The sequence below is a fragment of the Sphingobium sp. TomTYG46 genome (assembly GCF_055396345.1).
In genome coordinates this window covers 2,245,001-2,269,514 of record NZ_AP027324.1, presented here as the reverse complement: position 1 = coordinate 2,269,514, position 24,514 = coordinate 2,245,001, and the positions used below count along the sequence as shown (strand labels likewise).

General features: G+C 61.9%; 22 protein-coding genes (1 of these 22 only partly in view). 12 read left to right on the top strand and 10 right to left on the bottom strand.

Going from position 1 to position 24,514, the window contains the following annotated elements; translation table 11 throughout:
- Positions 1–2 precede the first annotated feature (2 nt).
- Together ACZ5YV_RS11520 and ACZ5YV_RS11515 are read right to left on the bottom strand one after the other, a co-directional pair.
- Positions 3–875, bottom strand: coding sequence for an ABC transporter ATP-binding protein (locus ACZ5YV_RS11520; protein WP_464787734.1), 873 nt, complete (start codon positions 873–875; stop codon positions 3–5).
- Positions 875–1,984: an MlaE family lipid ABC transporter permease subunit gene (locus tag ACZ5YV_RS11515; RefSeq protein ID WP_460988132.1), complete on the bottom strand. Its 1,110-nt coding sequence runs from the start codon at positions 1,982–1,984 to the stop codon at positions 875–877. The genes ACZ5YV_RS11520 and ACZ5YV_RS11515 overlap by 1 nt, the downstream gene beginning before the upstream one ends.
- Before the next feature lie 98 nt (positions 1,985–2,082).
- Between ACZ5YV_RS11515 and ACZ5YV_RS11510 the strand changes: the two genes are divergently transcribed.
- Positions 2,083–2,757: an HAD family hydrolase gene (locus ACZ5YV_RS11510; protein WP_464787733.1), complete on the top strand. Its 675-nt coding sequence runs from the start codon at positions 2,083–2,085 to the stop codon at positions 2,755–2,757.
- A 58-nt stretch (positions 2,758–2,815) separates the two neighbouring features.
- Here the strand turns inward: ACZ5YV_RS11510 and ACZ5YV_RS11505 are convergent, their stop codons facing one another.
- Both ACZ5YV_RS11505 and ACZ5YV_RS11500 read right to left on the bottom strand, forming a co-directional pair.
- Positions 2,816–3,754 (bottom strand): 2-hydroxyacid dehydrogenase, encoded by a 939-nt coding sequence (locus tag ACZ5YV_RS11505; protein ID WP_464787732.1) that lies wholly within the window; start codon positions 3,752–3,754, stop codon positions 2,816–2,818.
- The gene (locus ACZ5YV_RS11500) at positions 3,751–5,076 is read right to left on the bottom strand and encodes a cystathionine gamma-synthase family protein (RefSeq protein ID WP_464787731.1); all 1,326 of its coding nucleotides are present in this window, start codon (positions 5,074–5,076) and stop codon (positions 3,751–3,753) included. The genes ACZ5YV_RS11505 and ACZ5YV_RS11500 overlap by 4 nt, the downstream gene beginning before the upstream one ends.
- A 161-nt stretch (positions 5,077–5,237) precedes the next feature.
- On the opposite strand from ACZ5YV_RS11500, the gene ACZ5YV_RS11495 reads away from it, so the two are divergent.
- The gene (locus tag ACZ5YV_RS11495; protein ID WP_464787730.1) at positions 5,238–7,649 is read left to right on the top strand and encodes a ligase-associated DNA damage response DEXH box helicase; all 2,412 of its coding nucleotides are present in this window, start codon (positions 5,238–5,240) and stop codon (positions 7,647–7,649) included.
- A gap of 157 nt (positions 7,650–7,806) precedes the next feature.
- Here the strand turns inward: ACZ5YV_RS11495 and ACZ5YV_RS11490 are convergent, their stop codons facing one another.
- The gene (locus ACZ5YV_RS11490) at positions 7,807–8,298 is read right to left on the bottom strand and encodes a membrane-like protein (protein WP_464787729.1); all 492 of its coding nucleotides are present in this window, start codon (positions 8,296–8,298) and stop codon (positions 7,807–7,809) included.
- A 249-nt stretch (positions 8,299–8,547) separates the two neighbouring features.
- Between ACZ5YV_RS11490 and ACZ5YV_RS11485 the strand changes: the two genes are divergently transcribed.
- From ACZ5YV_RS11485 to ACZ5YV_RS11475, 3 genes are all read left to right on the top strand, one after another.
- A complete protein-coding gene (locus ACZ5YV_RS11485) occupies positions 8,548–9,003 on the top strand; it encodes a TadE/TadG family type IV pilus assembly protein (protein ID WP_464787728.1) in 456 nt (151 codons plus the stop codon).
- Positions 9,000–9,407 carry a TadE/TadG family type IV pilus assembly protein gene (locus ACZ5YV_RS11480; RefSeq protein ID WP_464771536.1) on the top strand — a complete coding sequence of 136 codons (408 nt, stop codon included), beginning with the start codon at positions 9,000–9,002 and terminating at the stop codon, positions 9,405–9,407. The genes ACZ5YV_RS11485 and ACZ5YV_RS11480 overlap by 4 nt, the downstream gene beginning before the upstream one ends.
- 118 nt (positions 9,408–9,525) lie before the next feature.
- Positions 9,526–10,854, top strand: coding sequence for a pilus assembly protein TadG-related protein (locus tag ACZ5YV_RS11475; protein ID WP_464787727.1), 1,329 nt, complete (start codon positions 9,526–9,528; stop codon positions 10,852–10,854).
- Between the two features lie 33 nt (positions 10,855–10,887).
- On the opposite strand, the gene gyrB is transcribed toward ACZ5YV_RS11475, so the two are convergent.
- Entirely contained in the window at positions 10,888–13,395 is a 2,508-nt protein-coding gene (gene gyrB / locus ACZ5YV_RS11470) for a DNA topoisomerase (ATP-hydrolyzing) subunit B (protein WP_464787726.1), read from the bottom strand.
- 86 nt (positions 13,396–13,481) lie between these two features.
- Between gyrB and ACZ5YV_RS11465 the strand changes: the two genes are divergently transcribed.
- The 3 genes from ACZ5YV_RS11465 to ACZ5YV_RS11455 all read left to right on the top strand — a co-directional run bounded on the left by ACZ5YV_RS11465 (position 13,482) and on the right by ACZ5YV_RS11455 (position 16,628).
- On the top strand, positions 13,482–13,943 hold the full coding sequence (locus ACZ5YV_RS11465; RefSeq protein ID WP_464787725.1) for a hypothetical protein: 462 nt from the start codon (positions 13,482–13,484) through the stop codon (positions 13,941–13,943).
- Between the two features lie 84 nt (positions 13,944–14,027).
- Positions 14,028–15,491: a MocR-like transcription factor YczR gene (gene yczR, locus ACZ5YV_RS11460; RefSeq protein ID WP_464787724.1), complete on the top strand. Its 1,464-nt coding sequence runs from the start codon at positions 14,028–14,030 to the stop codon at positions 15,489–15,491.
- Positions 15,492–15,623: 132 nt separating this feature from the next.
- Positions 15,624–16,628, top strand: coding sequence for an IS30 family transposase (locus tag ACZ5YV_RS11455; RefSeq protein WP_464787723.1), 1,005 nt, complete (start codon positions 15,624–15,626; stop codon positions 16,626–16,628).
- A gap of 108 nt (positions 16,629–16,736) precedes the next feature.
- On the opposite strand, the gene ppa is transcribed toward ACZ5YV_RS11455, so the two are convergent.
- Both ppa and ACZ5YV_RS11445 read right to left on the bottom strand, forming a co-directional pair.
- Complete coding sequence (gene ppa / locus ACZ5YV_RS11450) at positions 16,737–17,279, bottom strand: inorganic diphosphatase (protein WP_449474486.1); 543 nt, start codon at positions 17,277–17,279, stop codon at positions 16,737–16,739.
- A 39-nt stretch (positions 17,280–17,318) separates the two neighbouring features.
- Positions 17,319–19,232, bottom strand: a complete 1,914-nt coding sequence (locus tag ACZ5YV_RS11445; RefSeq protein ID WP_464787722.1) for a M61 family metallopeptidase — start codon at positions 19,230–19,232, stop codon at positions 17,319–17,321.
- A 153-nt stretch (positions 19,233–19,385) separates the two neighbouring features.
- Between ACZ5YV_RS11445 and hisS the strand changes: the two genes are divergently transcribed.
- The 4 genes from hisS (at position 19,386) to ACZ5YV_RS11425 (ending at position 23,773) form a co-directional block, all read left to right on the top strand.
- The gene (hisS, locus tag ACZ5YV_RS11440; protein WP_464787721.1) at positions 19,386–20,723 is read left to right on the top strand and encodes a histidine--tRNA ligase; all 1,338 of its coding nucleotides are present in this window, start codon (positions 19,386–19,388) and stop codon (positions 20,721–20,723) included.
- Complete coding sequence (gene prfA, locus ACZ5YV_RS11435) at positions 20,723–21,814, top strand: peptide chain release factor 1 (protein WP_464787720.1); 1,092 nt, start codon at positions 20,723–20,725, stop codon at positions 21,812–21,814. The genes hisS and prfA overlap by 1 nt, the downstream gene beginning before the upstream one ends.
- Entirely contained in the window at positions 21,811–22,638 is an 828-nt protein-coding gene (gene prmC, locus ACZ5YV_RS11430; RefSeq protein WP_464787719.1) for a peptide chain release factor N(5)-glutamine methyltransferase, read from the top strand. Before prfA ends, prmC begins: the two co-directional genes overlap by 4 nt.
- A 352-nt stretch (positions 22,639–22,990) precedes the next feature.
- Positions 22,991–23,773, top strand: coding sequence for a DUF4167 domain-containing protein (locus tag ACZ5YV_RS11425; RefSeq protein WP_464787718.1), 783 nt, complete (start codon positions 22,991–22,993; stop codon positions 23,771–23,773).
- Between the two features lie 91 nt (positions 23,774–23,864).
- On the opposite strand, the gene ACZ5YV_RS11420 is transcribed toward ACZ5YV_RS11425, so the two are convergent.
- Together ACZ5YV_RS11420 and ACZ5YV_RS11415 are read right to left on the bottom strand one after the other, a co-directional pair.
- Positions 23,865–24,242: an acyl-CoA thioesterase gene (locus ACZ5YV_RS11420; RefSeq protein WP_464787717.1), complete on the bottom strand. Its 378-nt coding sequence runs from the start codon at positions 24,240–24,242 to the stop codon at positions 23,865–23,867.
- Positions 24,235–24,514, bottom strand: partial view of a hypothetical protein gene (locus tag ACZ5YV_RS11415; RefSeq protein ID WP_464787716.1) — the 3' portion only. The gene runs 20 nt beyond the window's last position; the window shows 280 of its 300 coding nt (coding positions 21–300); its start codon lies beyond the right edge, outside the window — the gene reads right to left on this strand; the stop codon is at positions 24,235–24,237. The genes ACZ5YV_RS11420 and ACZ5YV_RS11415 overlap by 8 nt, the downstream gene beginning before the upstream one ends.

Genomic DNA, 24,514 nt, shown 5'->3' with positions numbered 1-24,514 from the left:
TATTATCGCCTTCCGTCCGATGGCTGTGCCGCCGTCTTTTCCCGTTCGCGGGTCACGGCCGCCGTTGCGGCGCGGCCGCGAGGACCGTTGAAATATTCCTGAATCCAGGGGTGATCGGTCGCCAATAGCTCATCAATCGTGCCGACCGCGATGACCTTTCTGTCCGCCAGCACCGCCACGCGGTCGCAGATGGAATAGAGCGTGTCGAGGTCATGGGTAATGAGGAAGACGGTGAGGCCAAGTGTCCGTTGAAGCTTGCGCGTCTGATCATCGAAAGCCGCTGCGCCGATGGGATCGAGCCCGGCAGTCGGTTCGTCAAGAAACAGCAGATCGGGGTCGAGCGCCAGCGCGCGGGCGAGGCCCGCCCGCTTCTTCATGCCGCCAGAAAGCTCGGCGGGATATTTGGGACCAGCTTCGGCGGGGAGGCCCGTCAGCCGGATCTTGTAGGCGGCAATCTCGTCGCGCAGTTGCGGCCCGATATTGGGATAATATTCGCGGATCGGCACCTCGACATTTTCGGCCACGGTAAGGGTGGAGAAGAGGGCGCCGCCCTGAAACAGAACGCCCCAGCGCTTGCGAATGGCCAGGGCCTCGTCGTCCAGGCGGCCGATCATTGATTCGCCGAAGACGTGGATTTCGCCCTCATCGGGTGTTTGAAGGCCGATGATCGAGCGCATCAGTACCGACTTGCCGGTGCCCGAGCCGCCGACGACGCCCAATATCTCGCCCTTGCGCACGTCGAGGTCGAGATTTTCATGCACGACCTGATCGCCGAAGCTGTTTTTCAGTCCCCGGACGGAAATGGCGACATCGCTTTTTTCAACAGCCTTGTCGACGCGCGCCTCTTCGGCGGCGGCTTCTTCCTCCTCGGCCATCAGTTCCACCCTAGCCAAGTGAAGAAGACCGCGAAAAAGGCGTCGATCACGATCACCAGGAAAATCGCCTGGACAACGGCAGCGGTGGTTCGCAGCCCGACTTCCTCCGCATTACCCTTCACCTGCATTCCCTGGAAGCAGCCGGACAGCGCGATGATGATACCGAAGACAGGGGCCTTCAGCAGGCCAACCCAAAGGTCTGTGATCGGCACCACCTCTCGCAACCGTTGGATGAAGGTGATCGGCGGGATGTCGAGCGAGACGGCGCACAGGAACCCGCCGCCGATCACCGCGACGATGGAGGAATAGAAGCCGAGCAGCGGCATCATGATGACAACCGCCAGCGTCCGGGGCAGCACCAGTGCCTCCATGGGCGACACGCCGATGGTGCGCATCGCGTCCACTTCTTCGGTCAGCTTCATGGTGCCGAGCTGCGCCGCGAAGGCCGAGCCGGATCGGCCCGCGACCATGATTGCGGTCATCAGCACACCCAGTTCGCGGAAGGTCAGGCGGCCGACGAGGTTGATCGTCAACATCTCCATGCCGAACTGGCGCAACTGCACCGATCCCTGTTGGGCGATGACGATCCCGATCAGGAAGCTCATGAGGCCGATGATGCCGAGCGCGGAGACGCCGACAACCTCGAACCGCTGCACGACGGCGTTGACGCGGAATTTGCTGGGATGCCGGATAACGTTCCAGCTCGCCACCAAGGTCGCGCCGAAAAAGCCGAGGAGGCCGAGAAGCGTGGTGAAGGAGTTGACCACCGCTTCGCCGATCTGGCCGACCACGCGCTGCAACGGGGGAACATAGTCGGGCCTGATGTTGACCGGCTCGTCCAGCTTGCCCACGGCCTCGATCAGGCGTCGCGCATCTTCATTGCTGCCGGTAAGCTCGCAACTCAGCCTTTTCGCGGTACGGTGGACGGTCCAGGCGCCGATCGTGTCCATATGGTCGATGCCGGACAGGTCGATGGCAGCGACCGGCCCCGCCACCGCGTCGAGGCGGGCGGGCAGATCGCCCAGGCAGGCAATGGAAAAATGCCCGAGAAGTCGAATGACAGCACCGCCATCGCGCGTTTCTTCGGCAAGATCGGCGGCTTTGTTCATCAAGGCGGTTTAGTGGTCCATTATCGGTTGCACGGCAAGCCGAAACGGCCCATCCGCACGGTAGAACGATAGCAAGGCGCAAAAGTTTCGGAAACGGCATGACGCACCGTCTGGCAATATACGATATGGACCGCACGGTGACCTTTTCGGGCACCTATACTGGCTTCCTGATACATGTATCCAAAGGTCTGGCGCCATGGCGGCTGGTGCTGCTGCCCTGCGTCATCCTGTTGATGCTCGCCTATGTGATGAGGCTCATCAGTCGGCAGCGGCTGAAGGAGCTGAATCAGGCGCTGATGATCGGTTTCAATGTCGAGCGCGCCAGGCTTATGCCGCATGTCGAAAGCTATGCGGCCAAAGTCGTCGCGACCAATGTCCGCGCGGGCGCTCTCGACCAGATCGCACGGGACAGGGCTGATGGATACCGGCTGGTGCTCGCCACCGCATCCTACCGCCTTTATGTGGAGCCGATCGCCCGCCGGCTGGGGTTCGACGCGGTGATCGCGACCGACCATCTGAGCCAGGACCTGCGCTATGTGCGCGCCAAGATTGCGGGCGAGAATTGCTACGACACCGGCAAGCTGAGGATGATCAAGGCATGGATGGCGGCGGAAGCGATTGACCGCGACCATGCGCAGATCCGCGCCTATTCCGACCATGTGTCCGATGCGCCGATGCTGGAATTCGCCGACATGCCTTTCGCCTCCAATCCGCATAAGCCGCTCGCCAGGCTGGCTGCGAAACGCGGGTGGACGCGGGTGGACTGGGTCTAGAGCATTTTCGAAGCAGATGGCATCCTCTGCTGGCTCGGATCATGCTCCACGCACAGGCTCAGTGAAAGCGAACCGGGTTGGATAGAGCTTTTCCGGCAAAGAAGGCTTCCAGATTCGCCAACACCATCGCGGCCATGCGCGCGACTGCTTCCTGCGTGGCGCCGCCGATATGTGGCGTCAGGACGCAGTTGGGGACATCCTTCCAGAGGTCAGCGGGGGTAGGTTCCTGCTGAAACACGTCCAGCGCGGCCCCGCCCAGTCTTCCCTGACGCAAAGCCGACCTCAAAGCCTCCTCATCCACCAGTTGCCCGCGCCCGACATTAACGAGCAGGCCGTCCGGGCCGAGTGCATCCATGACGTCAGCACTGATCATCCCGCGATTGCTGTTGTCGGCGCGGGCGGCGACCAGCAATATGTCGCTGTCCTGTGCCAGAGCCTTCAGGCTTTCGGATCGCGGCCAGGGCAAGCCGGGCTTCTCTCGCGGACCCCACCAGCCGATCTGCATCCGCATCGCTTCCGCCCGCCGGGTGACGGCCTGCCCGATATGGCCCATGCCGACGATGCCGAGCCGGGCCTGATTCATGGAACGGGTAAGCCTGTCTGACTCGGCTGTCCAAAGGCCCACGCGCAGTCGTCGGTCGCCTTCGACGATCGCGCGGCGATGCGCTAGCATCAGGCCGATGGCATGGTCAGCGACGTCCTCCGCATTGGCATCAGCGCCATGCGTGACCGCTATGCCACGCCTCTCTGCTTCCTCCAGATCGATGCCGTCATAGCCGACGGTGAAGCAGGCGATGAGGCCGAGCTGTGGCATGGCCTCGAGCAAAGCAACGGAAAGCGGAAATTCGCCAGCCCAGACTATGGCCTTGGCATCGGCTCGCCGCTGGGCACCTTCATCTTCCCACAGCGGCCGCGCGTCATAGAAGGGGGAAAGGATTTTCAGCAACGGCGTCAGCAGTGGCTGTCCCACCAGGACGACAGGGCGACTGCCGCTCATCCCACGGCCTGCAGCGCCTGTGCGAAGTCTGCGATCAGGTCGTCGGCATCCTCGCAGCCGATCGAGATGCGCACCATATTGTCGGTGATCGCCAGAGCCTTCTTGCGATCGGCGGGCACGGACAGGTGCGTCATAGCCGCCGGGTGGCTGGCGAGCGTCTCCGTGCCGCCAAGGCTGACGGCCAGCTTGGCGATCTTCAGCGCATCGAGGAAGGCGAAAGCCTCAGCCTCGCCACCTTTTAGATAGAGCGAGAAGGTCGATCCAGCGCCTGTGCAGTGGCGGTTGTAGATGTCGGCCTGACGTTCCGTTTCGGGGAAGCCAAGGTAGACGACCTTCTCAACTTGCGGCTGGTCTTTCAGCCAGGTGCAGACCTTCGCCGCATTTTCGCCAGCCCGGCTCATCCGCAACTCCAGCGTTTCGAGACTGCGCAGGAGCATCCAGGCACTGTGCGGGTCGAGGATCGTGCCGATCGTATTGCGCATCAGCCGGATGGTGTTGATGAGGTCCTTTGGCCCCAGAACCCCGCCCGCGACAAGGTCGCTATGGCCGCCCGCATATTTGGTGAGGCTGTAGATGACGAGGTCCGCGCCATGGGCCAGTGGGTGATGCCAGAGTGGGCCGAGGAAGGTGTTATCGATCGCGACCGGGGGCAAATGCGCCTCTCCGGCGAAGAGATGGTCACGGCGGGCCACGACCGCCTCCACATCCACGAGCACGTTGGTGGGGTTGGCCGGGCTCTCCAGATAGATGAGGGCGACGCGGCCGAGCGACTTTGCCTGTTCGATGACGGCGCTGATTTCCTCCTCCGTCGAACCGGCGGGGAAATCGAGCCATTGCACGCCGAACTTGCCGAGAATGCGGCCGATCAGCGATTCGGTTGCTGCATAAAGCGGCGCTGAATGGACGATGACATCGCCGGGCTGGACGAGGGCGAGGAGCGTGGTCGCGATTGCGGACATGCCGCTGGAAAAAAGCAGCGCATCCTCTGCCTCCTCCCACACGGCCAGTCGGTCTTCGGCGATTTCCTGATTGGGGCCGTTGAAGCGGGAGTAGACCAAACCTTCCGCGCCGCCGGGTCTGATCCCGGTGACGCCTTCGAAGTGCCGTTTGCCTGCGGCGGCGCTTTCGAATGCGAAGGTCGATGTCAGGAAGATGGGCGGCTTCAGCGATCCTTCCGATAGCATCGGGTCGTAGCCATGGCCCATCATCAGCGTCGCGGGCTTCAGCTTGCGTCCGCCGATTTCCATGATGGCTGGCTTGGCACGGCGGCGCTTGCGCGTGGGCTCAGCCCCGGAAAGGTCGGCCTCTGTCTCGCCGGTCATCGCTGTTTCTCCTGCGTTTGCGGCTTTTGCCGCCTCTTATGATGCCAGAAGTGTAACGCCTTTCGAAGGGAAAGAGACCAGCCATTCCGGCAATTATGTTATCGCCATGACATCGCGCCGGGATCGTGACAGGGGCCGCGCGCGTTCCTACATCTATTGATATGAACCAACGCCTTCCCGAACCGCTGGAGCAATGGTTCACCGCGCGCGGGTGGTCGCCGCGCAGCCATCAGATCGACATGCTGGCAGCCGCAAGAGCGGGGGATCATGCCCTGCTCGTCGCGCCGACGGGCGCGGGGAAGACATTGGCGGGATTCCTGCCGACGCTTTCCGACCTGATCGAAGAACCGGCCGAGGGTCTCCATACCCTCTATGTGTCGCCGCTGAAGGCGCTGGCAGTCGATGTGCGGCGCAATCTGCTCACCCCGATCGAGGAGATGGACTTGCCGATCCGGGTCGAGACGCGCACCGGCGACACGCCTTCGGATCGCAAGGCGCGGCAGCGAGCTCGGCCGCCTCAGATACTGCTGACCACGCCTGAATCGCTATCGCTGCTGCTCAGCTATCCCGACAGTTTCCTGATGTTCGCGAAGTTGAGGACGGTGATCATCGATGAGGTTCATGCCTTCGCCACCCAGAAGCGCGGCGATCTGCTCAGCCTGTCTCTGGCGCGTTTGCAGAGGATCAATCCCGAATTGCGCCGCGTCGCGCTGTCCGCGACCGTGGCCGATGTCGATGCGTATCGGGCTTGGCTAGCGCCTGACGGTGACATCAACAGCGTGACGCCGGTCATGGGGGAGCAGGGCGCTGATCCCGAGGTCGCGATCCTGATTCCGGAAGGGCGCATCCCCTGGTCGGGCCATTCCGGTAAATATGCCGCAAAGCAGGTCATGGCCGAAATCGAGCGGCGGCAGACGACGCTGGTCTTCTGCAACACGCGTGGACTTGCGGAACTCATCTTCCAGGAGCTTTGGACCGCGAACGAGGCGAACCTGCCGATCGGCATTCATCATGGCAGCCTGTCGGTGGAGGCCAGGCGCAAGGTGGAAAATGCGATGGCCGACGGCAGGCTGCGCGCGCTCGTCGCGACCGCGAGCCTCGACCTGGGCGTCGATTGGGGCAATGTCGATTGCGTGATCCAGATGGGCGCGCCCAAGGGATCGTCCCGCCTGCTCCAGCGCATCGGCCGCGCCAACCACCGGCTGGACCAGCCGAGCGAAGCCATCATCATTCCCGGCAATCGTTTTGAATATCTTGAGGCGCGCGCCGCGCTCGACGCGGTGGAGGCAGGGGAGCGGGACGCCGACGACTTTCGCACCGGCAGCCTCGACGTTCTGGCGCAGCATGTGATGGCGCTCGCCTGCGCCGCGCCGTTTGCGGAACAGGAGTTGCTGGAGGAAATCCGATCGGCCACGCCCTATAGTGCGCTCACCGACGAGGGCTTTGCCAACGTCCTGCACTTCATCGAGGGGGGCGGCTATGCCCTGCGCGCCTATGATCGGTTCAAGCGGCTGACCCGTGATGCGGACGGGATATGGCGTGTGTCCCATCCCCGATTCATCCAGCAGCATCGCATGAACGCCGGGATCATCGTTGATCAGCCGGTGCTGGATGTTCGGTTTGCCAACGGCCGCAAGCTCGGGACGGTGGAGGAGGGTTTCGCCGCGACGCTGCGGCCCGGCGACAGCTTCTTCTTTTCAGGCCTGGCGCTGGAGGTGGTGCGGATGGACGTCACCGACCTGGTCGTGCGCGCGACGTCGAAGCAGGCGCGGGTCCCCGCCTGGGGTGGCACGCGGATGGCAATGTCCACCCGCCTAGCCGACCGGGTGCGGCACTTCCTGGCCGAACCGGAAGAATGGCACCGCTTCCCCGACGATGTTCGGGAGTGGCTGGAGGTGCAGAAATATCGCTCAGCCCTGCCGGAGCCGGGGCAGCTGCTGATCGAGACCTTCCCGCATGAGGGGCGGTATTATCTGATCTGCTACAGTTTTGAGGGGTGGAATGCGCATCAATCGCTTGGCATGCTGCTCACCCGCCGCATGGATGCCCAGGGTTTGATGCCGCTGGGTTTCGTGTCCAACGATTATGCGCTCGCCGTCTATGGGCTCAAACCTGTGACGGACCCGCAGAGCCTGTTTTCCGCCGACATTCTGGATCATGAATTTGTCGAGTGGGTCGAACAATCGAGCTTGTTGAAGCGCGCCTTCCGGGACGTTGCGGTCATAGCTGGACTGATCGAGCGTCAGCATCCCGGCAAGCGAAAGACCGGGCGACAGGTCACTTTCTCGACCGACCTCATCTATGACGTGCTGCGCAAATATCAGCCGGATCATCTGCTGCTGAAGGCGGCCTGGGCCGATGCCCGCGCGCGCATGACCGATGTCGGGCGGCTGGGCGACCTGATCGATCGCGCTTCGGAAACGATGCTGCATATTGATCTGGACAGGGTAAGCCCGCTGGCGGTGCCGGTGCTGATCCTGATCGGCCGCGAACAGGTCGCGCAGGCGGCGGCCGAAGATGCCCTGCTGATGGAGGCCGAAGCGCTGGTGGCAGAGGCGATGCGGACGGATTAGGGCGTAAACTCATAAATTTCGCGTCCTGCGGATTTGACCAAAAAGGCCCATCACCGCGTCGAGAGGGCTTGAAATATCGACATATTCCTGCACCATCTCTCCTCGTGCTGGGCCTTTTTGCCTCAAACCTCGAACGCGAAATTTATGAGTTTACGCCCTAAAAGTCTTCGCGCACTCCGCCGCAGCCCTTCAACGTCCCTTCGCCAAAAGACAGCGCGACGCGATCGGCCCAATGTGCGTCGCTCATGCCGTCGTTGCATGGTCCGTCCGTCACGGTCATCGAAAATCCGTCCGCCAGATACCGCACGGCCCGGCCGTCATCTGTCCGGTTGACGGAGACATGAACGGGAGCCTTGTCCGGGCGCTCCAGCGTGGCAACCGAACCTTTGACCGTTACCGCCCAAAAGGGTTCGGTCCCCAGAGCGCGATAGCGCGTTTCGTTGCTGAGCGGTGCGGTGCTTACTCTTTCCGGGGGAGGTTGCGGGGCTGGCGAGTCAGCGACATTTGCTGGTTCGTCATGATTCGCCTGCTGATTCAAAATGGGCGTCTCCGCGACTGGCGTGTCTTTCGCCCGATGTTCACCCATGTCTTCCTTCCGGCCGCAACCCGTGAGCAGAAGGGCGCCTGCAACGAACAGCCATGCCTTCATATTTCCCTCGCCTCTTTACCGTTAATTAATATAGCGTCGGATATATACCGAAGTATAAACAGCATCTTAGCAGATGATTGACCATGTTGTTTAGGCAAATGAACAGCATGTGTTGAGTAGAAAATCCCCGAGCGAAGGGGATTTTCGATGCGTCCTTCTATGTTTGGCCGATTGTCGTGCAGCGAGGCGAGCGCTGATTCGCCGTGTTGTCCCATGTCTGCGGCCGATCGGGCGTCCCTCCGGGCGTTTTTGACCAGATTCAGGGTCGACACATCAGGCATCGCCCTTGTTGAAACGGCGCTGGTTGCGCCATTCCTGGCGATCATCCTCATGGGCACGGTCGATGCGGCCCGTTACGGCGCGGCCAAGATGAAAATCCAACAAGCCGTCAATCGCGGTCTGGAGATGTCATGGATGGGCGGCACGGACGTTGTCGCAACCGACATTCAGGCGCAGGCGGCAGCGCAGGCGAATGTGCCGACCAGTGCCGTGACAGTCACCCAGACACTTGAGTGCGGGGGCACGGCGACAACCTGGACCACCAATGCCAATCCCTGCGCTTCCGGCGAAACCGCTCGCTACACGCAGATTCAGATTTCAACGACCTTCACGCCATCCTTTGCGCTGGGGTCGCTGGCGAAGATGCTGGCCAACTCGAATGGCGTCGTGCCGATATCCGCGACGGGGGTTCTGAGAATCCAATGACACGGTTTTTTCGCCTTCTCCATCAGCTTGCGTGCGATTGCCGTGGCGCCGGTGTGCTCGAATTCGCGCTGGTAGCGCCTGTCCTGCTGGGCATGCTGATCGGGATCCCGGCGCTGGGGATACTTTTCTATGCGCAGGCGGGGCTCAGGAGCACCGTAGAGGATGCGGCGCGTTATGCAACGACGTGGCCCAAGCCGAGTGAGGCCGACATACAGGCAAGAATAGCGTCGAAGCAGTTCGGGATGAACTCGGCCAATATCGTTGCGCCGACCGTCACGTTCACGACCAGTTCGAAGCCCAACTATGTCACCATAACGATGGGCTACAATGTAACCATCAACTTCCTGCTTGGAAGCAAGACGATCGCGCTGTCCGAAACGCGCAGAGCCTATGTCACGAGCTAGAGCATGATCCGATCAGACTGAATCGGATCTTGCTCCATTTGTCTTTTGTTTCCGCATTTTCCGAGCCAGCAGATGATGCCATCTGCTTCGAAAATGCTCTAGAGCCGAGGAGCTGACGATGCCATTGCTCAATTGCTTGTCCCGTCTTCGCACGCTTTGGTCCGACGCGCGGGGCAATGCGCTCATGCTGACGGCGCTGGCGCTTCCCGTCATGATCGGCGCGGCGGGGCTTGGCGTCCACACCATGCAGCTTTCGCATGTGAAGCGGGAATTGCAGCGGGAGGCTGACTCCGCGGCGATGGCAGGCGCCTATTCGCTTTACCAGAGCCAGGGCAATAGCGCGGCCACGGCTCAGGCGAACAAGGCGCTGACACAGAATGCTCTTGTCCCCGGAGCCACGTCTACGATCACGCCGGGGGCTTATACTACCAGTGGTGGCACCACTTACACCTCGGCAATGTATGTCCGTTTGGCCAGCACTCAGCCCACGGCCTTGATGGCCCTGTTTGGCATGTCCACGTCCACCGTGGCCGCTGAGGCCCGGGCGGCGGTCGTCTCCGATGGCAAGGTTTGTTTCCTTGCCAAGGAGAGTGGCAACAACACCGGGATCACCTTTGCAGGCAACTCGACACTCGATCTGGGATGTGGTGCGGGCACTAACTCGATCAGCAACAGTGCGGTCGACGTGAACGGCCAGCCGACCGTGAAGGTTTCGCCGATCGTCGCGATGGGCGGCATCCCGTCGTCCACCGCCTACGCCGCTGGCACCACGCTCATGCCCAATCATGCAGCGCTGACCGATCCCTTCGCCGATATGAGCTTGGATCCTAGCACCAACGACGTTTCCAATGGGAAGTGCAAGAACGGCAGCAATTGGAATGAAATCAATGTCTCTTCGGGGGCGACGGTCGATAGCAGCAGCGGAAGTCCTTATGCACCGGGTTGCTATGGAACGATCAATGTTCAAGGCACCCTGACGCTGAAGCCGGGCGTCTACTACCTGGCCAATGGGGCGAATAATGCGGGCCTGCAAGTTGGCGCTCAGGGCCATCTTACCTGCATGGGCTGTACTTTCGTGCTGACCAGCACCACGCCCAACAACGCGAACAGTTTCGCGACGATGGACATCAACGGTGGGGCGGAGGTCGATCTTTCTCAATCCACCAGCGGCACCTATAGCGGCATCACCATCTATCGGGACAGCAGGGCCGCGGCGAGCAATCAGTGTTGCAAGGTCAACGGCAATTCCAATTCGACGCTCAGTGGCGCCTTCTATTTCCCGAACGATACGCTGACGTTCAACGGCACATCGGGCATGTCGCTCACCTGCTTCCAGATGGTCGCGCTACGCCTGTCCTTCAGCGGAAACGCGACGATCACGAACACGTGCGCCCCCCCGGGTGGAGCGGCCAAATGGTCGTTGACCGCTGTCCGGCTGATAAGTTGAAGCGGCTGTGAGAGCCGCTTCAATCTACCAGGATCAGACGTCCAGATTGGCGACGTTTAGCGCATTGTCCTGAATGAACTCGCGCCGTGGTTCGACGACATCGCCCATCAGACGGGTGAAGATCTCGTCGGCGACGTCCGCCTGCTCAACCTCGACCCGCAGCATCGAGCGGTTGTCCGGGTCCAGCGTGGTTTCCCACAGCTGCTCGGCATTCATCTCGCCAAGACCTTTGTAACGCTGAATGGCGAGGCCCTTGCGACCTGCCGTCAGCACCGCTTCCAGCAATTCGCTGGGCCGGGTGACGACGACCGCGCCCTTGGATATCACGGGCAGATCGTCTTCCCCCGCCTCTTCGGCAGCGGCCGCAGCCTTTGCGGTGACCAGGCGGCTGGTGGTCCGATAGCTGTCGGCTTCCTCGGCAGCGATGGAGTGCAGCTTGCGCGCTTCGGCGGAACCGATGAAGCCATGTTCGATCATGTGGTGATCGGTTACGCCCCGCCAGAGCCGCTCGAAATGGAAGCCGCCCTCTTCGGCAATGCGGCCGCTCCAGCGGCCCTCGTCATCCTGCGCGTCCATCCACTTGACGGTCGCCGTCAGCCGTTCCGCCTGCGCGTCATGGCCCAGTTCCGGGTCAAGCGCGCCGTTGATGGCCAGCGCCTCGATGATGGCCGGATTGTAGCGGCGCGGCACATAGCGCATCACTGCGCGCATCCGTCGGCCATGCTCGATCAGCGAGCGCAGGTCTTCGCCCGAACGCATGCCGCCGGTCGTTTCCAGCGCCATGGAATCGACGCCATTGTCGACCAGATATTGCTCCAGCGCGGCTTCATTCTTGAGGTAGACCTCGGACCGGCCCCGCGTCGCCTTGTAGAGCGGCGGCTGGGCAATATAGAGATGCCCCGCCTCGATGATCTGCGGCATTTGCCGGTAGAAGAAGGTCAGCAGCAGCGTGCGGATATGCGCGCCATCGACGTCGGCGTCGGTCATGATGACGATCTTGTGGTAGCGCAGCTTTTCGAGGTTGAAATCGTCGCGGATGCCGGTGCCCATCGCCTGGATGAGCGTGCCGACTTCCTTCGATGACAGCATCCGGTCGAAGCGTGCGCGCTCGACGTTCAGGATCTTGCCCTTGAGCGGCAGGATCGCCTGATTGTGCCGGTTGCGGCCCTGCTTGGCTGAACCGCCTGCCGAGTCGCCTTCGACCAGGAAAAGTTCCGACTTGGCGGGGTCGCGTTCCTGACAGTCGGCGAGCTTGCCGGGCAGGGAGGCGATGTCCATCACGCCTTTGCGCCGGGTCAGTTCGCGCGCCTTCTTCGCGGCTTCACGGGCGGCTGCGGCGTCGATCACCTTCTGGATGATCATCTTGCCATGGCCCGGATTTTCCTCCAGCCATTCCGCCATCTTGTCGGCCATCAGGCTTTCCAGCGGCTGGCGGACTTCGGACGAAACCAGCTTGTCCTTGGTCTGTGAAGAGAATTTGGGATCAGGCAGTTTGACCGACACAATAGCGGTCAGGCCTTCGCGCATGTCCTCGCCGGTCAGGGACACCTTTTCCTTCTTCAACATGCCTGACTTGTCGGCATAATTATTAAGGGTTCGGGTCAGCGCCGCGCGGAAGGCGGCGAGGTGCGTGCCGCCGTCGCGCTGCGGAATGTTGTTCGTGAAGCAGAGCACATTCTCATAATAAGAATCGTTCCACTCCAGCGCGACGTCGATGGTCACATCGTCGCGACTGCCCGAAATCGCGATCGGATCGGGCATCAGCGGCGTCTTGTTGCGATCAAGATATTTGACGAAGGCCGCGATGCCGCCCTCATAGAACAGTTCGACTTCCTTCTTCTCCTCATGCCGGGCATCGGCCAGAAACAGCCGTACGCCGGAGTTCAGGAAGGCCAGTTCGCGGTAGCGATGCTCCAGCTTTTCAAAGTCGAACTCGGTATGGTTCTTGAAGGTGCCGCCGTCGCCGGAGGCCTTTTCGGTCGAGGGAAGGAAGGTGACCTTCGTGCCCTTCTTACCTGCGGGAGCGTCCCCAATGACCTTGAGTGGTGCGACGGCATCGCCATAGGCAAAGCGCATATAATGCTCCTTGCCGTCCCGCCAGATGTTGAGGTCCAGATATTCGCTGAGCGCGTTGACGACAGACACGCCCACGCCGTGCAGGCCGCCCGACACTTTGTAGGCATTGTCGTCCGATGTGTTCTCGAACTTGCCGCCCGCGTGCAGCTGGGTCATGATGACCTCCGCCGCAGAGACGCCTTCTTCCTTGTGGATATCGGTAGGGATACCGCGGCCATTGTCCTCGACACTGACTGACCCATCGGGATTGAGCGTGATCAGGATGCGATCGCAATGTCCGGCCAGCGCCTCATCGATCGCATTGTCGCTGACCTCGAACACCATATGGTGCAGACCCGAACCATCATCGGTGTCGCCGATATACATGCCGGGCCGTTTGCGCACGGCGTCCAGGCCTTTCAGGACCTTGATGCTGTCGGCGCCATAGGCGTTGGCGTTGGGGGTGTTTTGACTTTCCTCGCTCATGCCCGAGCATATAGGGAAAGCCCCAAAGAAACTAAAGCGAAACATGCCTGCTTCCGCTTGAGGATGGGCCGGTCTATCAGGGGCGCATGCGCGCTATCATCCCCCTGTTTCTGATGCTTGGCGCCTGTTCCGACAGCAGCGACGTGCTGGAGCAGTTGCCCAACAGCTCCATCGCTGGAGCATCGCGCGACGACATGCCCGAAACCCGGCTGGAAGCGAAAATTACGCGCCCTGTCACCATTGGCGAGGATGGCCCGCGACTGGATGCCTGTGCCGCGATGGGGCAGGCGGTTCGCGTCGCCGCTCAGGGTCTGGCTATCCGTGCCGCGCCTTTTGCCGAGGCGCAGGAGGTCGGACGTCTGGCGGAAGGAGCGAGAGCGCTGGTATGCACCCGCAGTCTGGACCAGAAGTGGCTTGGTGTGGTCGTCGTGCCGCAGCCACCGACCGACTGCGGCCTGTCTGAGCCAGTTGACCGGAAGCAAGCCTATGCCGGGCCGTGCCTTAACGGCTGGGTGTCGAGCGCGTCGATCCGGTTGGTGGCCGGTTGAGACGCTGAAGATATATTGGCCTTTTACAAAATAGCCTGTGTTTTCTAAGTGGAATTGTGTTTGTGATCAGAAAGAGTCGCTTCCATGTCCAATTCTGCTCTTCGTCCACCCTCGCTGCTTCGATTGCTGGGCGCTTGGCGGGTCGCGGAGAGCGCCGAACCCGCCTATCGCCAACTGGCCGATGCACTGCGCATGTTGGTGCTGGACGGGCGGGTTGGGCTGAACGTGCGCCTGCCGGGCGAACGGGAACTGGCCGCCGCGCTGGGTCTCAGCCGCACGACGATCGCGGCTGCGTTCGACCGGTTGCGCGATGAGGGCTATCTGGAAAGCCGTCAGGGTTCGGGCAGCGTCACACGCCTGCCGCCCGGTCGGATACATCCCGAACCGCCTGAATTGGACCTGCCCACTGGCGGGAATATCCTCAACTGGACTCATGCCGCACTGCCTGCCGCGCCGGGGGTGGGGCGCGCCTGCCAGGCGGCGGTTGAAGCCCTGCCGGCCTTTCTGGGAGATCTTGGCTATGATCCGCTCGGCCTGCCGCCGCTGCGCCGCGCGATCGCCGCGCAGTTCGAACGGCGCGGCTGCCCCACCAGCCCCGACCAGATCATCGTCACCAACGGCGCACAGCAGGGCTTTGCCTTGTTGCTGCAATGGCTGACGGGGCCAGGCGACCGGGCCGTGATAGACCATCCGACCTATCATAATGTCATTCAGGCGTTGCAGCGCGCGCATGTCGTGCCCGTGCCTGTGGGGCTTCCCGCGCAAGGGTGGGACATTGACGCCATGGAGGCGGCGTTCCGCCAGACAAGTCCGCGCTTTGCCTATGTCATCGCGGATTTTCACAATCCGACCGGGCGCAGCATGGACCCGGCGACGCGGCGCGCCTTGGTCGCAGCGGCCACGCGTACGCACACGCCATTGATTATTGATGAAACCATGGTGGCGATGGGTCTCGACTTTCCCGCCCCGCCACCGGTGGCGATTCATGATCCGTCAGGGCGTCAGGTCATCACCCTGGGATCGGCAAGCAAGATCTTCTGGGGTGGATTGCGTGTCGGATGGATTCGCGCCGATCCGCAGACGATCGCGGCGCTTGGACGGTTGCGCACGACAATGGATATGGCCAGTCCGGTGGTGGAGCAGCTTGCCGTCGCGCAGTTGATCGACAGCGATGAAGGTCTTGGTCCGCGCGGAGACCTGCTGCGTTCCCGTCGGGACCATCTGATCGGCGAGATCGACAGGCATCTGCCGCACTGGCGTGTCGAATCGCCTGCGGGAGGTCTGTCGCTCTGGGCCGAATTGCCGCGCGCCGAAGCGACTGCCTTGGCCGCGATCGCCGAAAGTCATGGTGTGCGGGTTGCGCCGGGTCCGCGTTTTGGCGTGAGCGGCGCGTTCGAGCGCTTCCTGCGCCTGCCCTTTACGTTGCCTGAGGAGCAGCTGACTGTAGGGGTGGAGCGGCTGGCGGAAGCGGATGCACGGCTGCACGCCCGTCTGCCGCGCGGGCGTGATTCGCTGGCGGCGGCGCTAGAGGCGGATAGGCTGATTTAGGGGGGGGGCAGACTCCCTCTGCTCGAAACGTCATCCCAGCGGAAGCTGGGATTTCGGGCTTGCTCGCGCGCGCGCTCCTGAGATCCCCTAAGTTCACGGAACAAGTGCAACACCTGCTAGGATGGTGTTGCGATGGGAGACGATTACGGCCAGCTCAGCCTTGAGGAGCGGATCGAGATTTACCGGCTGCATGCAGGCGGTATATCTCGAAGAGCCATAGCGGTGCATCTGGGGCGCGCGGCGTCCACGATCAGCCGCGAGCTGCGGCGCAACAGCGTCAGGACAAAGGCCTGGCCTGGTGGCTACGAGCCTGTTCGCGCCCAGCATCTTGCCGAGCGGCGGCGGCGCTGGGACTGCCGCTTCAAGCTGGAACGCCAACCGGACCTGCGCGATCTGGTGAGGACCCGCCTTGCGATGGGATGGTCCCCCGAACAGATCGTCGGCCGACTGACGCGCGAGCATGGTCGCACCCTCATCAGCCATGAGTCAATCTACCGCTTCATCTACCACCGCTCGGCGCAGAAGGATTATTGGCATCGCCTGCTGCCTCGCGCCAAGCACAGGCGCGGTCGCCATGTCCGTTTCGGCGGCAGCATGATCGACATCATCAAGCATCGTCGCCCCTTGAGCGAACGGCCCCTTGAGGCTGATGACCGGCACAGCCCCGGTCATTGGGAAGCCGATTTCATGCTCTTCGCCCAATATGGCCACTCCATCCTGGTCGCTCATGAACGCGCTTCCCGCTTCATCATCATCCACAGACCACAGGATCGAAAGGCCAGGCGAACCGCCAATCATCTCGCCGACATCCTCGATACACTACCGCGCCCCATGCGGCGGACCATCGCCTTCGACAACGGGCCAGAGTTCGCCCTACATCATCAACTCGCAAAGCAGACCGGCATCCAGACCTTACTTCTGCGATGTCCGGTCACCTGGCAAAAAGGCGGCGTCGAAAATGCCATCGGACGCTTGCGGCGCACTCTGCCCCGCAAAACCAACCTCGACGCCATCGATCACGCCCTCATCCGACACGCCGCAGATCGCTACAACCACACCCCAAGAAAATGCCTCGACTTCCTTACTCCCGCCGAGGCATTCTCCCACTTCAACTCAAATGTTGCACTTCAAACGTGAATCTACATGCCAGCTTTCGCTGGGATGACGGCTTTGCTGTTGAGGGATGAACAAAAAAAGGGCCGCGCAGGACATATCCCGCGCGGCCCCTCATTCAAGCGAAGGCGCTTACGCGGCCTTCTTGTCAGCCTGATAGCGCTCGATCGCTTCCAGCGTGATGCGGCGGGCGTCTTCCGCGCCGCCCCATGTGCCGATGCGCACCCACTTCTGCTTTTCCAGATCCTTATAGTGGGTGAAGAAATGTTCGATCTGCTCCATCACGATGCCGGGCAGGTCGTCCTTTTCATCGACGTCGCTATAATAGGGGAAGGTCTTGTTGTCGGGAACGCAGACCAGCTTTTCGTCGCCACCCGCTTCATCTTCCAGATTAAGCACGGCGATCGGACGAGCGCGCACGACCGATCCCGGCACGAAGGGCGAGCGGGCGATCACCAGTGCGTCCAGCGGATCGCCATCGGGCGACAGGGTGTGCGGAACGAAGCCATAGTTGGCTGGATAACGCATCGGGGTATGCAGGATGCGATCGACGAACAGCGCGCCCGACGCCTTGTCGAATTCATATTTCACAGGCTCGCCGCCAATCGGCACTTCGATGATGACGTTCAGGCTGTTGGGCGGATCGTCGCCGACCGGGATCAGTTCGATATTCATGGGACTAAGCCTTTTGATGCAAATTGGCGTTGCGGGTGATTATGTCCTTGGTTTGAGCAGCCGATCGAGGCTGCCTTCACCCTCTCCTGATTTTTCGAGGCGCGGATAGCGCAGGCCGCCGGAATAAGCGAGCGTCAAAGTGCGGTAATATCTGTCCTGCTTGACGATGATCTGCATCGGCTTGGCGGCCTTCAGCGCGGCCTTGAACACCTCTCCTGAATATTCATCGCCATTGATCGCGACGATCTTCGTGCCAACCGCCAGTCCCGCCTTGAAGGCCGCGCTGTCCCAGACGACGTTGGAGATTTCGCCATCGCCTTTCACGATCAGGCCGATGCCGAAGCTTTGGTCGATATTCTTGCCCTCGGCGGCCTTGGTGAAGGCGTTGGGCGTGTCGCCATAGACCAGCTTGTAGCCGCCCATGGCAAAGCCGCCCTTGGGCGTCTCGCGCGTCGTGCCGTCCACATATCGGGCGAAGAAACCGGCCCAGTCGTAGGGCGCAACCCCGTTGAGCGTCTTTATGACATCGTCGCGATTATAGACGACCTGGCCCCAATCACCGGGGTTGATGCCGAAGAAGGCCTTGGCGAAATCATCGAGGCCCTTTGCACCGCGCGTCTGCTTGCGGATGATCGCGTCCGCTTCCAGCCAGATCATCAGCCCTTCATTATAATAGTCCTCCGACCGCTGCCAGCTTGTCCATCCCTTGGGTCGGCGAGCCGAGATGATCGGGTCGTGGGTCGTATCCTCCATCGGCCGCCATTCCCGGCCGCGCGTGGTGTCCAGCTTGGCGGCGATGTGGGCGTAGGCGTCCAGCGTCTCCTGTTTCGTGAACAACCCCGACCGCGCGCCCAGGACATAGCCCCAGAATTGCGTCTGCCCTTCATAGACCCACAGCAGATTGTCCTGCATCGGCACGTTGAAGTCCGGCGTCCAGAGCAGGTCCGGGCGGCGGAACTTTCCGTCCCAGCTATGGGTGAATTCATGGGGCAGAAGGTTACGGTCCAGCAGGGCCTCGCCATCCCCCCACTTCTTGAAATAGCCCGGCTCCACCTGATTTTCCGACGACCGGTGATGCTCCAGCCCGATGCCGCCCATTTCGTCGGTGATGGCGAACAGAAAGTCATAATGGTCGAAATGATAGGTGCCGAACAGGGCGCCCGCTTCATCGACCAGCTTCTTGTGCTTGGCGATTTGGTCGGGCTTGGCCTCCAGCTCGTCGGCATCGTCGGCGACGATATTCAGCGTGACGTTATGGCCCAGGTCCACCGGCTTAAAGTAACGCCCGGAGAACACCGGCGAATCCTGCAACGCTTCATAATCGATCGTCTCATAAGCGACGGTCGATCCGGTTTTCCGCCCGCGCAGCGCGGTCGCCGCCTGCCAGCCATCGGGATAGGTCACCGTCGCCTGAACCGGAATCTGCCGGGTATAATAGCCTGCGGGGTAGAGCGAGACCGACTCCCACTGAATATTCAGCATCTTGGGCGTGACGACCACGCGTCCCTGATTGGACTGGGTCGCCGACAGGAACTGAAAGGAGGCAAGGATTTCGCGCGCGCCCGCCGGAACGTCGATGACGAAACCATAGACGTTGAGCGGATCGCGTTTCCAGTCCACCGGCTTGCCATCGGCGGTGAAGGTCATGCCACTGATCTTCTCAATCTGCCCACGCGGCGCATGATTGCCCGGCAGCCACTCGGGTACCAGCAGGGTCATGGGACCGCTCGATGCGACGGGGATATGCTCCTTCACCCGCAGGATTCGCTGAGTCGTGTCGGTCGCGTCCACCTCCAGCCGGATGGTGCCGCCGGGGTAAGGGATGTCGCGCGGCGCGGGGCTGGCGTCATTCACCGGCAGGGCGGCGGGCCTTGACCTTACGGCATCCTGAGCGGCGAGGGGGGTGATGATGGCTGTGGAAAGCAGGAAAGCGGCAGCAAGGCTGCGGATCATGGCTGTCTCCGAGAAAGACGTGGCAGGAATTGCCTCATGAACTCAGCATGACGAACCAAAATCTACACGTCCACCGCGAAGAACAGCGACGAAATTATCTGACAAAAAAAGCGCGTTTCCTTGCGCCTTCTTTACCGCTAAAGGCGCATCCCCATGGCGAAAATTGAAACGCCGCGCCCGGTGCGCGGCACGCAAGACATGCTGGGGGGTACGGCGGAAGCGTTCCAGGAACGTTTCGCCCATGTGGCCGCGACCTTTGACCGGGTCCGCAGGCTCTATGGCTTTCATCGCGTTGAAGTGCCGGTCTTCGAAGCAACGGCGGTGTTCGCCCGGTCGCTGGGCGAAAGCACCGATGTCGTTTCCAAGGAAATGTACACGTTCGACGATCGCGGGGGCGACAGCATCACCCTGCGTCCCGAATTCACCGCAGGTATCGCCCGCGCCTATGTTACCGAAGGCTGGCAGCAATATGCGCCGCTGAAGGTGGCGACCCATGGGCCGCTGTTCCGGTACGAGCGCCCGCAAAAGGGCCGCTTCCGCCAGTTTCACCAGCTCGATGCCGAGATCATCGGCGCGGGGGAGCCGGGCGCGGATATCGAATTGCTTGTCTTCGCCGATCAATTGCTGCGCGAGCTTGGCATATCGGAAGGCGTGACGCTGAACCTCAACACGCTGGGCGACGCGCAAAGCCGTGATGCCTGGCGGGCGGCGCTGGTCGCGCATTTCGAAGCGCACCGCGATCAGCTGTCCGAGGACAGCCTCGACCGGCTGAACCGCAATCCGCTCCGTATCCTCGACAGCAAGGACCCGCGCGACCGCCCCGTGGCGGACAGCGCGCCGGATATCGACGCCTATCTGACCGACGAAGCGCGCAGCTTCTTCGACAAGGTGACGGCGGGCCTTGATGCGGCGGGTGTGGCGTGGGAGCGCAATGCGCGGCTGGTGCGGGGTCTGGACTATTATCGTCACACCGCGTTCGAGTTCATCACCGACCGGCTCGGCGCGCAGGGCACGGTGCTGGGCGGCGGGCGCTATGACGGGCTGATCGAGAATCTCGGCGGTCCCTCGACCCCGGCGGTCGGCTGGGCGGCAGGGATCGAACGGCTGGCGATGTTGGTGAACATGCCGGAGATTGAAAGGCCCGAAGTGGTCGTTGTTGTGGAAGATTTCGGTTCAGAACACTTTGCGCTGAAAGTCGGCACAGTTCTTCGCCGCAGTGGCATTCGTACAGAGATCATTTCTAGCGGCTCCCTGAAAAAAAGGTACGGGAAAGCGCGGAATATGAAACCCGATTGGATTTTAAAGACGCGGCTTCCCGTGTCAGCTCCAGAAGGCATTGGATCGGTCCAACTGGCGCGTGGAAATGATGAGCATGTCATAGGGCTAAATCTCGCGACGTTGCAGGACGTAATCGCCAATAGATTCGCCATCGACTTCGCTGATGGCCTTGTTCTGCATGCAACAGTTCTGCTCAAAGATTTGCTGGCTTAATGCAAATCTCCGCCGAACGTATCGCGCAGATCGAGGCGCGCCGGGATGAGGTGCAGGCGTCGATGACGCGCGCGGACCTCGCGCCCGAGGAGTTCGTGCGGCTGTCCAAGGAATATGCGGAGATCGAGCCGGTGGCTCGGGCCGCGCATGAGGTGCGACGGCTCCGGCAGGAATTGCAGGCGCTCGAATATATGGCGGGCGGGGTGGACGCCGACGCTGATGCCGCCATGCGCGAAATGGCGCAGGAGGAGATGCAGCTGATCAAAGGGCAGCTGCCGGACGCCGAACGCGCCCTGGCGCTTCAGCTGCTACCCAAAGATGCTGCCGACGCGCGCCCGGCCATGCTGGAAATCCGCGCAGGGACGGGCGGTGATGAAGCCGCGCTCTTCGCGGGCGACCTCTTCCGCATGTATCAACGCTATGCCGACGCGCAGGGCTGGAAGATGGAACTGATCTCGGCCAACGCGTCTGAAGTTGGCGGCTTCAAGGAAGTCGTCGCCAGCATCACGGGCATCGGCGTATTTGCCAAGCTCAAGTTCGAAAGCGGCGTTCACCGCGTCCAGCGGGTCCCCGCTACCGAAAGCGGCGGGCGCATCCATACCTCGGCCGCGACCGTCGCGGTGCTGCCCGAGCCGGAGGAGGTGGATGTGCAAATCGCCGACGGCGACCTCAAGATCGACATCTACCGGGCATCCGGCGCGGGCGGCCAGCATGTGAACACGACCGACAGCGCCGTGCGCATCACCCATTTGCCCAGCGGCATCGTGGTGACGCAGCAGGACGAACGGTCTCAGCACAAGAATAAGGCCAAGGCGATGCAGGTGCTCCGCGCGCGCCTTTATGAGGCGGAACGGGAGCGCACGCAGAGCGAGCAGGCTGGCGCACGCAAGGCGATGGTGGGATCGGGCGACCGATCGGAGCGCATCCGCACCTATAATTTCCCGCAGGGCCGAGTCACCGATCATCGCATCAACCTGACCCTGCACCGCCTGCCGGAAATATTGGAAGGCGCGGGACTTGCCGAAATCATCGACGCGCTGATCGCCGAGGATGAGGCCGCGCGCCTCGCGCAGCTGGATGGCATCGGGTGAGCATCGCCCAGGCGCTCCGCAATGCGACTGCCCGGCTCCAGAATGTCAGCGGTACAGCGCGTCTCGACGCGGAACTGCTTCTCGCCCACGCGCTGGGCATCAGCCGCAACGAGTTGTTGCTTCGCCAGCAAGATCTCACGATGCCTTCCGGCTTTGGCGCGCTGGTTGACCGGCGGGTCGAAGGCGAACCCATCGCCTACATCACCGGCGTGCGTGACTTCTGGACGATCAGCCTGCGGGTGACGCCCGATGTCCTGATCCCGCGTCCGGACACCGAAACGCTGATCGAGGCCGCGATTGACCATTTCCAAGGGCGCGCACCGGTACGAGTCCTGGACCTTGGCACCGGATCGGGCGCGCTGCTGCTCGCGGCCTTGGATCATTGGCCGCAGGCGACGGGCATCGGTGTGGACAGCTCCGCCGCCGCGCTCGCCGTTGCCCGGGCCAATGCCGAACATCTCGGGCTTGCCGGGCGCGCATCCTTTCAACTGGGGGACTGGGCTGAGGGGATAGCTGAACGGTTCGACCTCATTCTGGCTAACCCGCCCTATATTGAAAGCGATGCCGACCTTGCGGGCGATGGGTTGCATGAACCTGCAAGCGCCCTCTTCTCCGGTGTCGATGGTCTGGACGACTATCGACGTATCGCGCCCATGATCGCCCGGCTGCTGACCGAAGGCGGCATGGCAGCGATCGAGATCGGTCATGATCAGAGAGAAAGTGTGTCCGCCCTGCTTCAGCAACAGGGGCTTGGCGTGGCCCCGCGCAAGGACATGGCGGGACATGACCGTTGCCTGGTCGTTACTCGTTCTCCACAGCTTTGAGCGCTCTTGATCCTCGTGCTGATCAGTCCACGAACCAAACGCGCCGGAATTGCTCCGGCGCAAGTGAAATTCGCTTGGTTTATCCCGCCAAAGACACTACATGAGGAGCAGGGACGGCATTATCCTGAGGATCTGCTCTGTGGGGCTTAGCCGAGAAAAGGCCGTTTTCCCGCTCCTTCAAAGTCACGACGGCGCTGCTGCGCAGGCGCCTCTGGCAGCGTAAGGGCAAGGGCTGTCGCGCAGCCCCTGTCCGGCGGAGCCCTACCCGGCCTGATAAGCAGGCCGTGCTTTAGGATAGCGACTGACCGATGATTTCAGTGAATGATGGCAAAGTGAACGCAAGGACCAGGTCTTGATCAACAACAGGCAGGCCGGTCGCCGGAATCGCGGCCGGAACAACAATAATGGACGTCCCAGCGGCGGTAACCGTGGCGGTGGCGACAACGGCAACCGGATTGACAACCGCGCACGCGGCAACGCGGTGCAGCTTCTGGAAAAATACAAGAACATGGCTCGTGACGCCCAGATGGCGGGCGACCGGGTGAATGCGGAATATTATCTGCAGTTTGCCGATCATTATTTCCGCGTGCTGGCCGACAATCGCGCCCGGCAGGAGGAGCAGCAGCAGCGCTACCGCCGTCCGGAAGACAATGGCGATTATGAAGGCGATGATTTCGACGCTCCGGAATATGCGGGCGACGATAATCGTGGTGAGCCGCAGCAGCAGCAGCATTACGAGCGTGGCTATGAAGGCGATCGTCGCCGGGATCAGCCGCGCGACCAGCAGGACAATCGCGACCGGAATCGTCGGGATCGGCCTCGCCGGGACCGCCCTGCCTACGAAGCAGCCGAGCGACAGGAAATGGAAGCGCCGGAAGCCCCCGCGCCTGTGGCGGAACGTTCGCCCGAGCCTCAGCCCGAAGCGGAAGCTGCGGCAGCGCCTGAAGCGCCCCGCGCCCGCCGGGGCCGCCCCCGCAAGGCCGATACAGCGAAGTCTGAGGGCAGCGAAGGGCTGGATCTTTCCGTCCTGCCGCCATCGATCGCGCGTGCCGACAATGACAGCGAGCCAGCCGCAGAGGAAGCGCCGCGCAAGCGCACTCGCCGTGCGCGCCCGGCTGCCGAAGCGGCGGAATGATCTAAGCTGCTGCTTGAGACAGGCGGCAGAACAGAAATAAAGGGAGTGGCGTTAGCGCCGCTCCCTCTTTTCATATTTGACCAATGGCAATTCAGCGCGGGGGCAAAACCCGGGGCCGATGCTGGTCGTCCAGTGCGACGAAGGTGAAGAGGCCGCTGGTAAGGTCGATCTGCTGCTGATCCGCCCCGCGCGTTGCCACCACATCGACACGAATGCCCATCGAGGTCCGCCCGCGGCGTTCCTCATGCGCATAGACCGTCACAATATCGCCCAGCAGCATGGGCGATATGAATTTCATCCCATCGATCGCGACGGTCGCCACCGCTCCTTCGGCCAGTCGGCCCGCCACGATGCCGCCCGCGATATCCATCTGGCTTAATATCCACCCACCAAAAATATGGCCGTTGGTATTGATCTGGGTGATGCCGGGAACCACCCGCAGAACCAGTTCGCCCCTTTTTTCAGTCATCGATCGATACCTCGTCCTTCAGCGGGTCCATGACCTGATCGTCATGTCCTGTCCCGCTCGACAGGAACACGAGCGCCATCAATCCGGTCCCCAGCATGAAGGTCAACCAGACCCCGATGATGGTGGCAAGGATCATGTGGAAAGGCATCGGTCCAGCCCATATCCGCAAGCAGACAAGCGCAACGCCGACGCACAGCACGCCGCCGACCGCCATCCACAACATGATGCGGCGGAACCGTCCCCATGCGGTTGCGGCAATCAGAGGATCATCG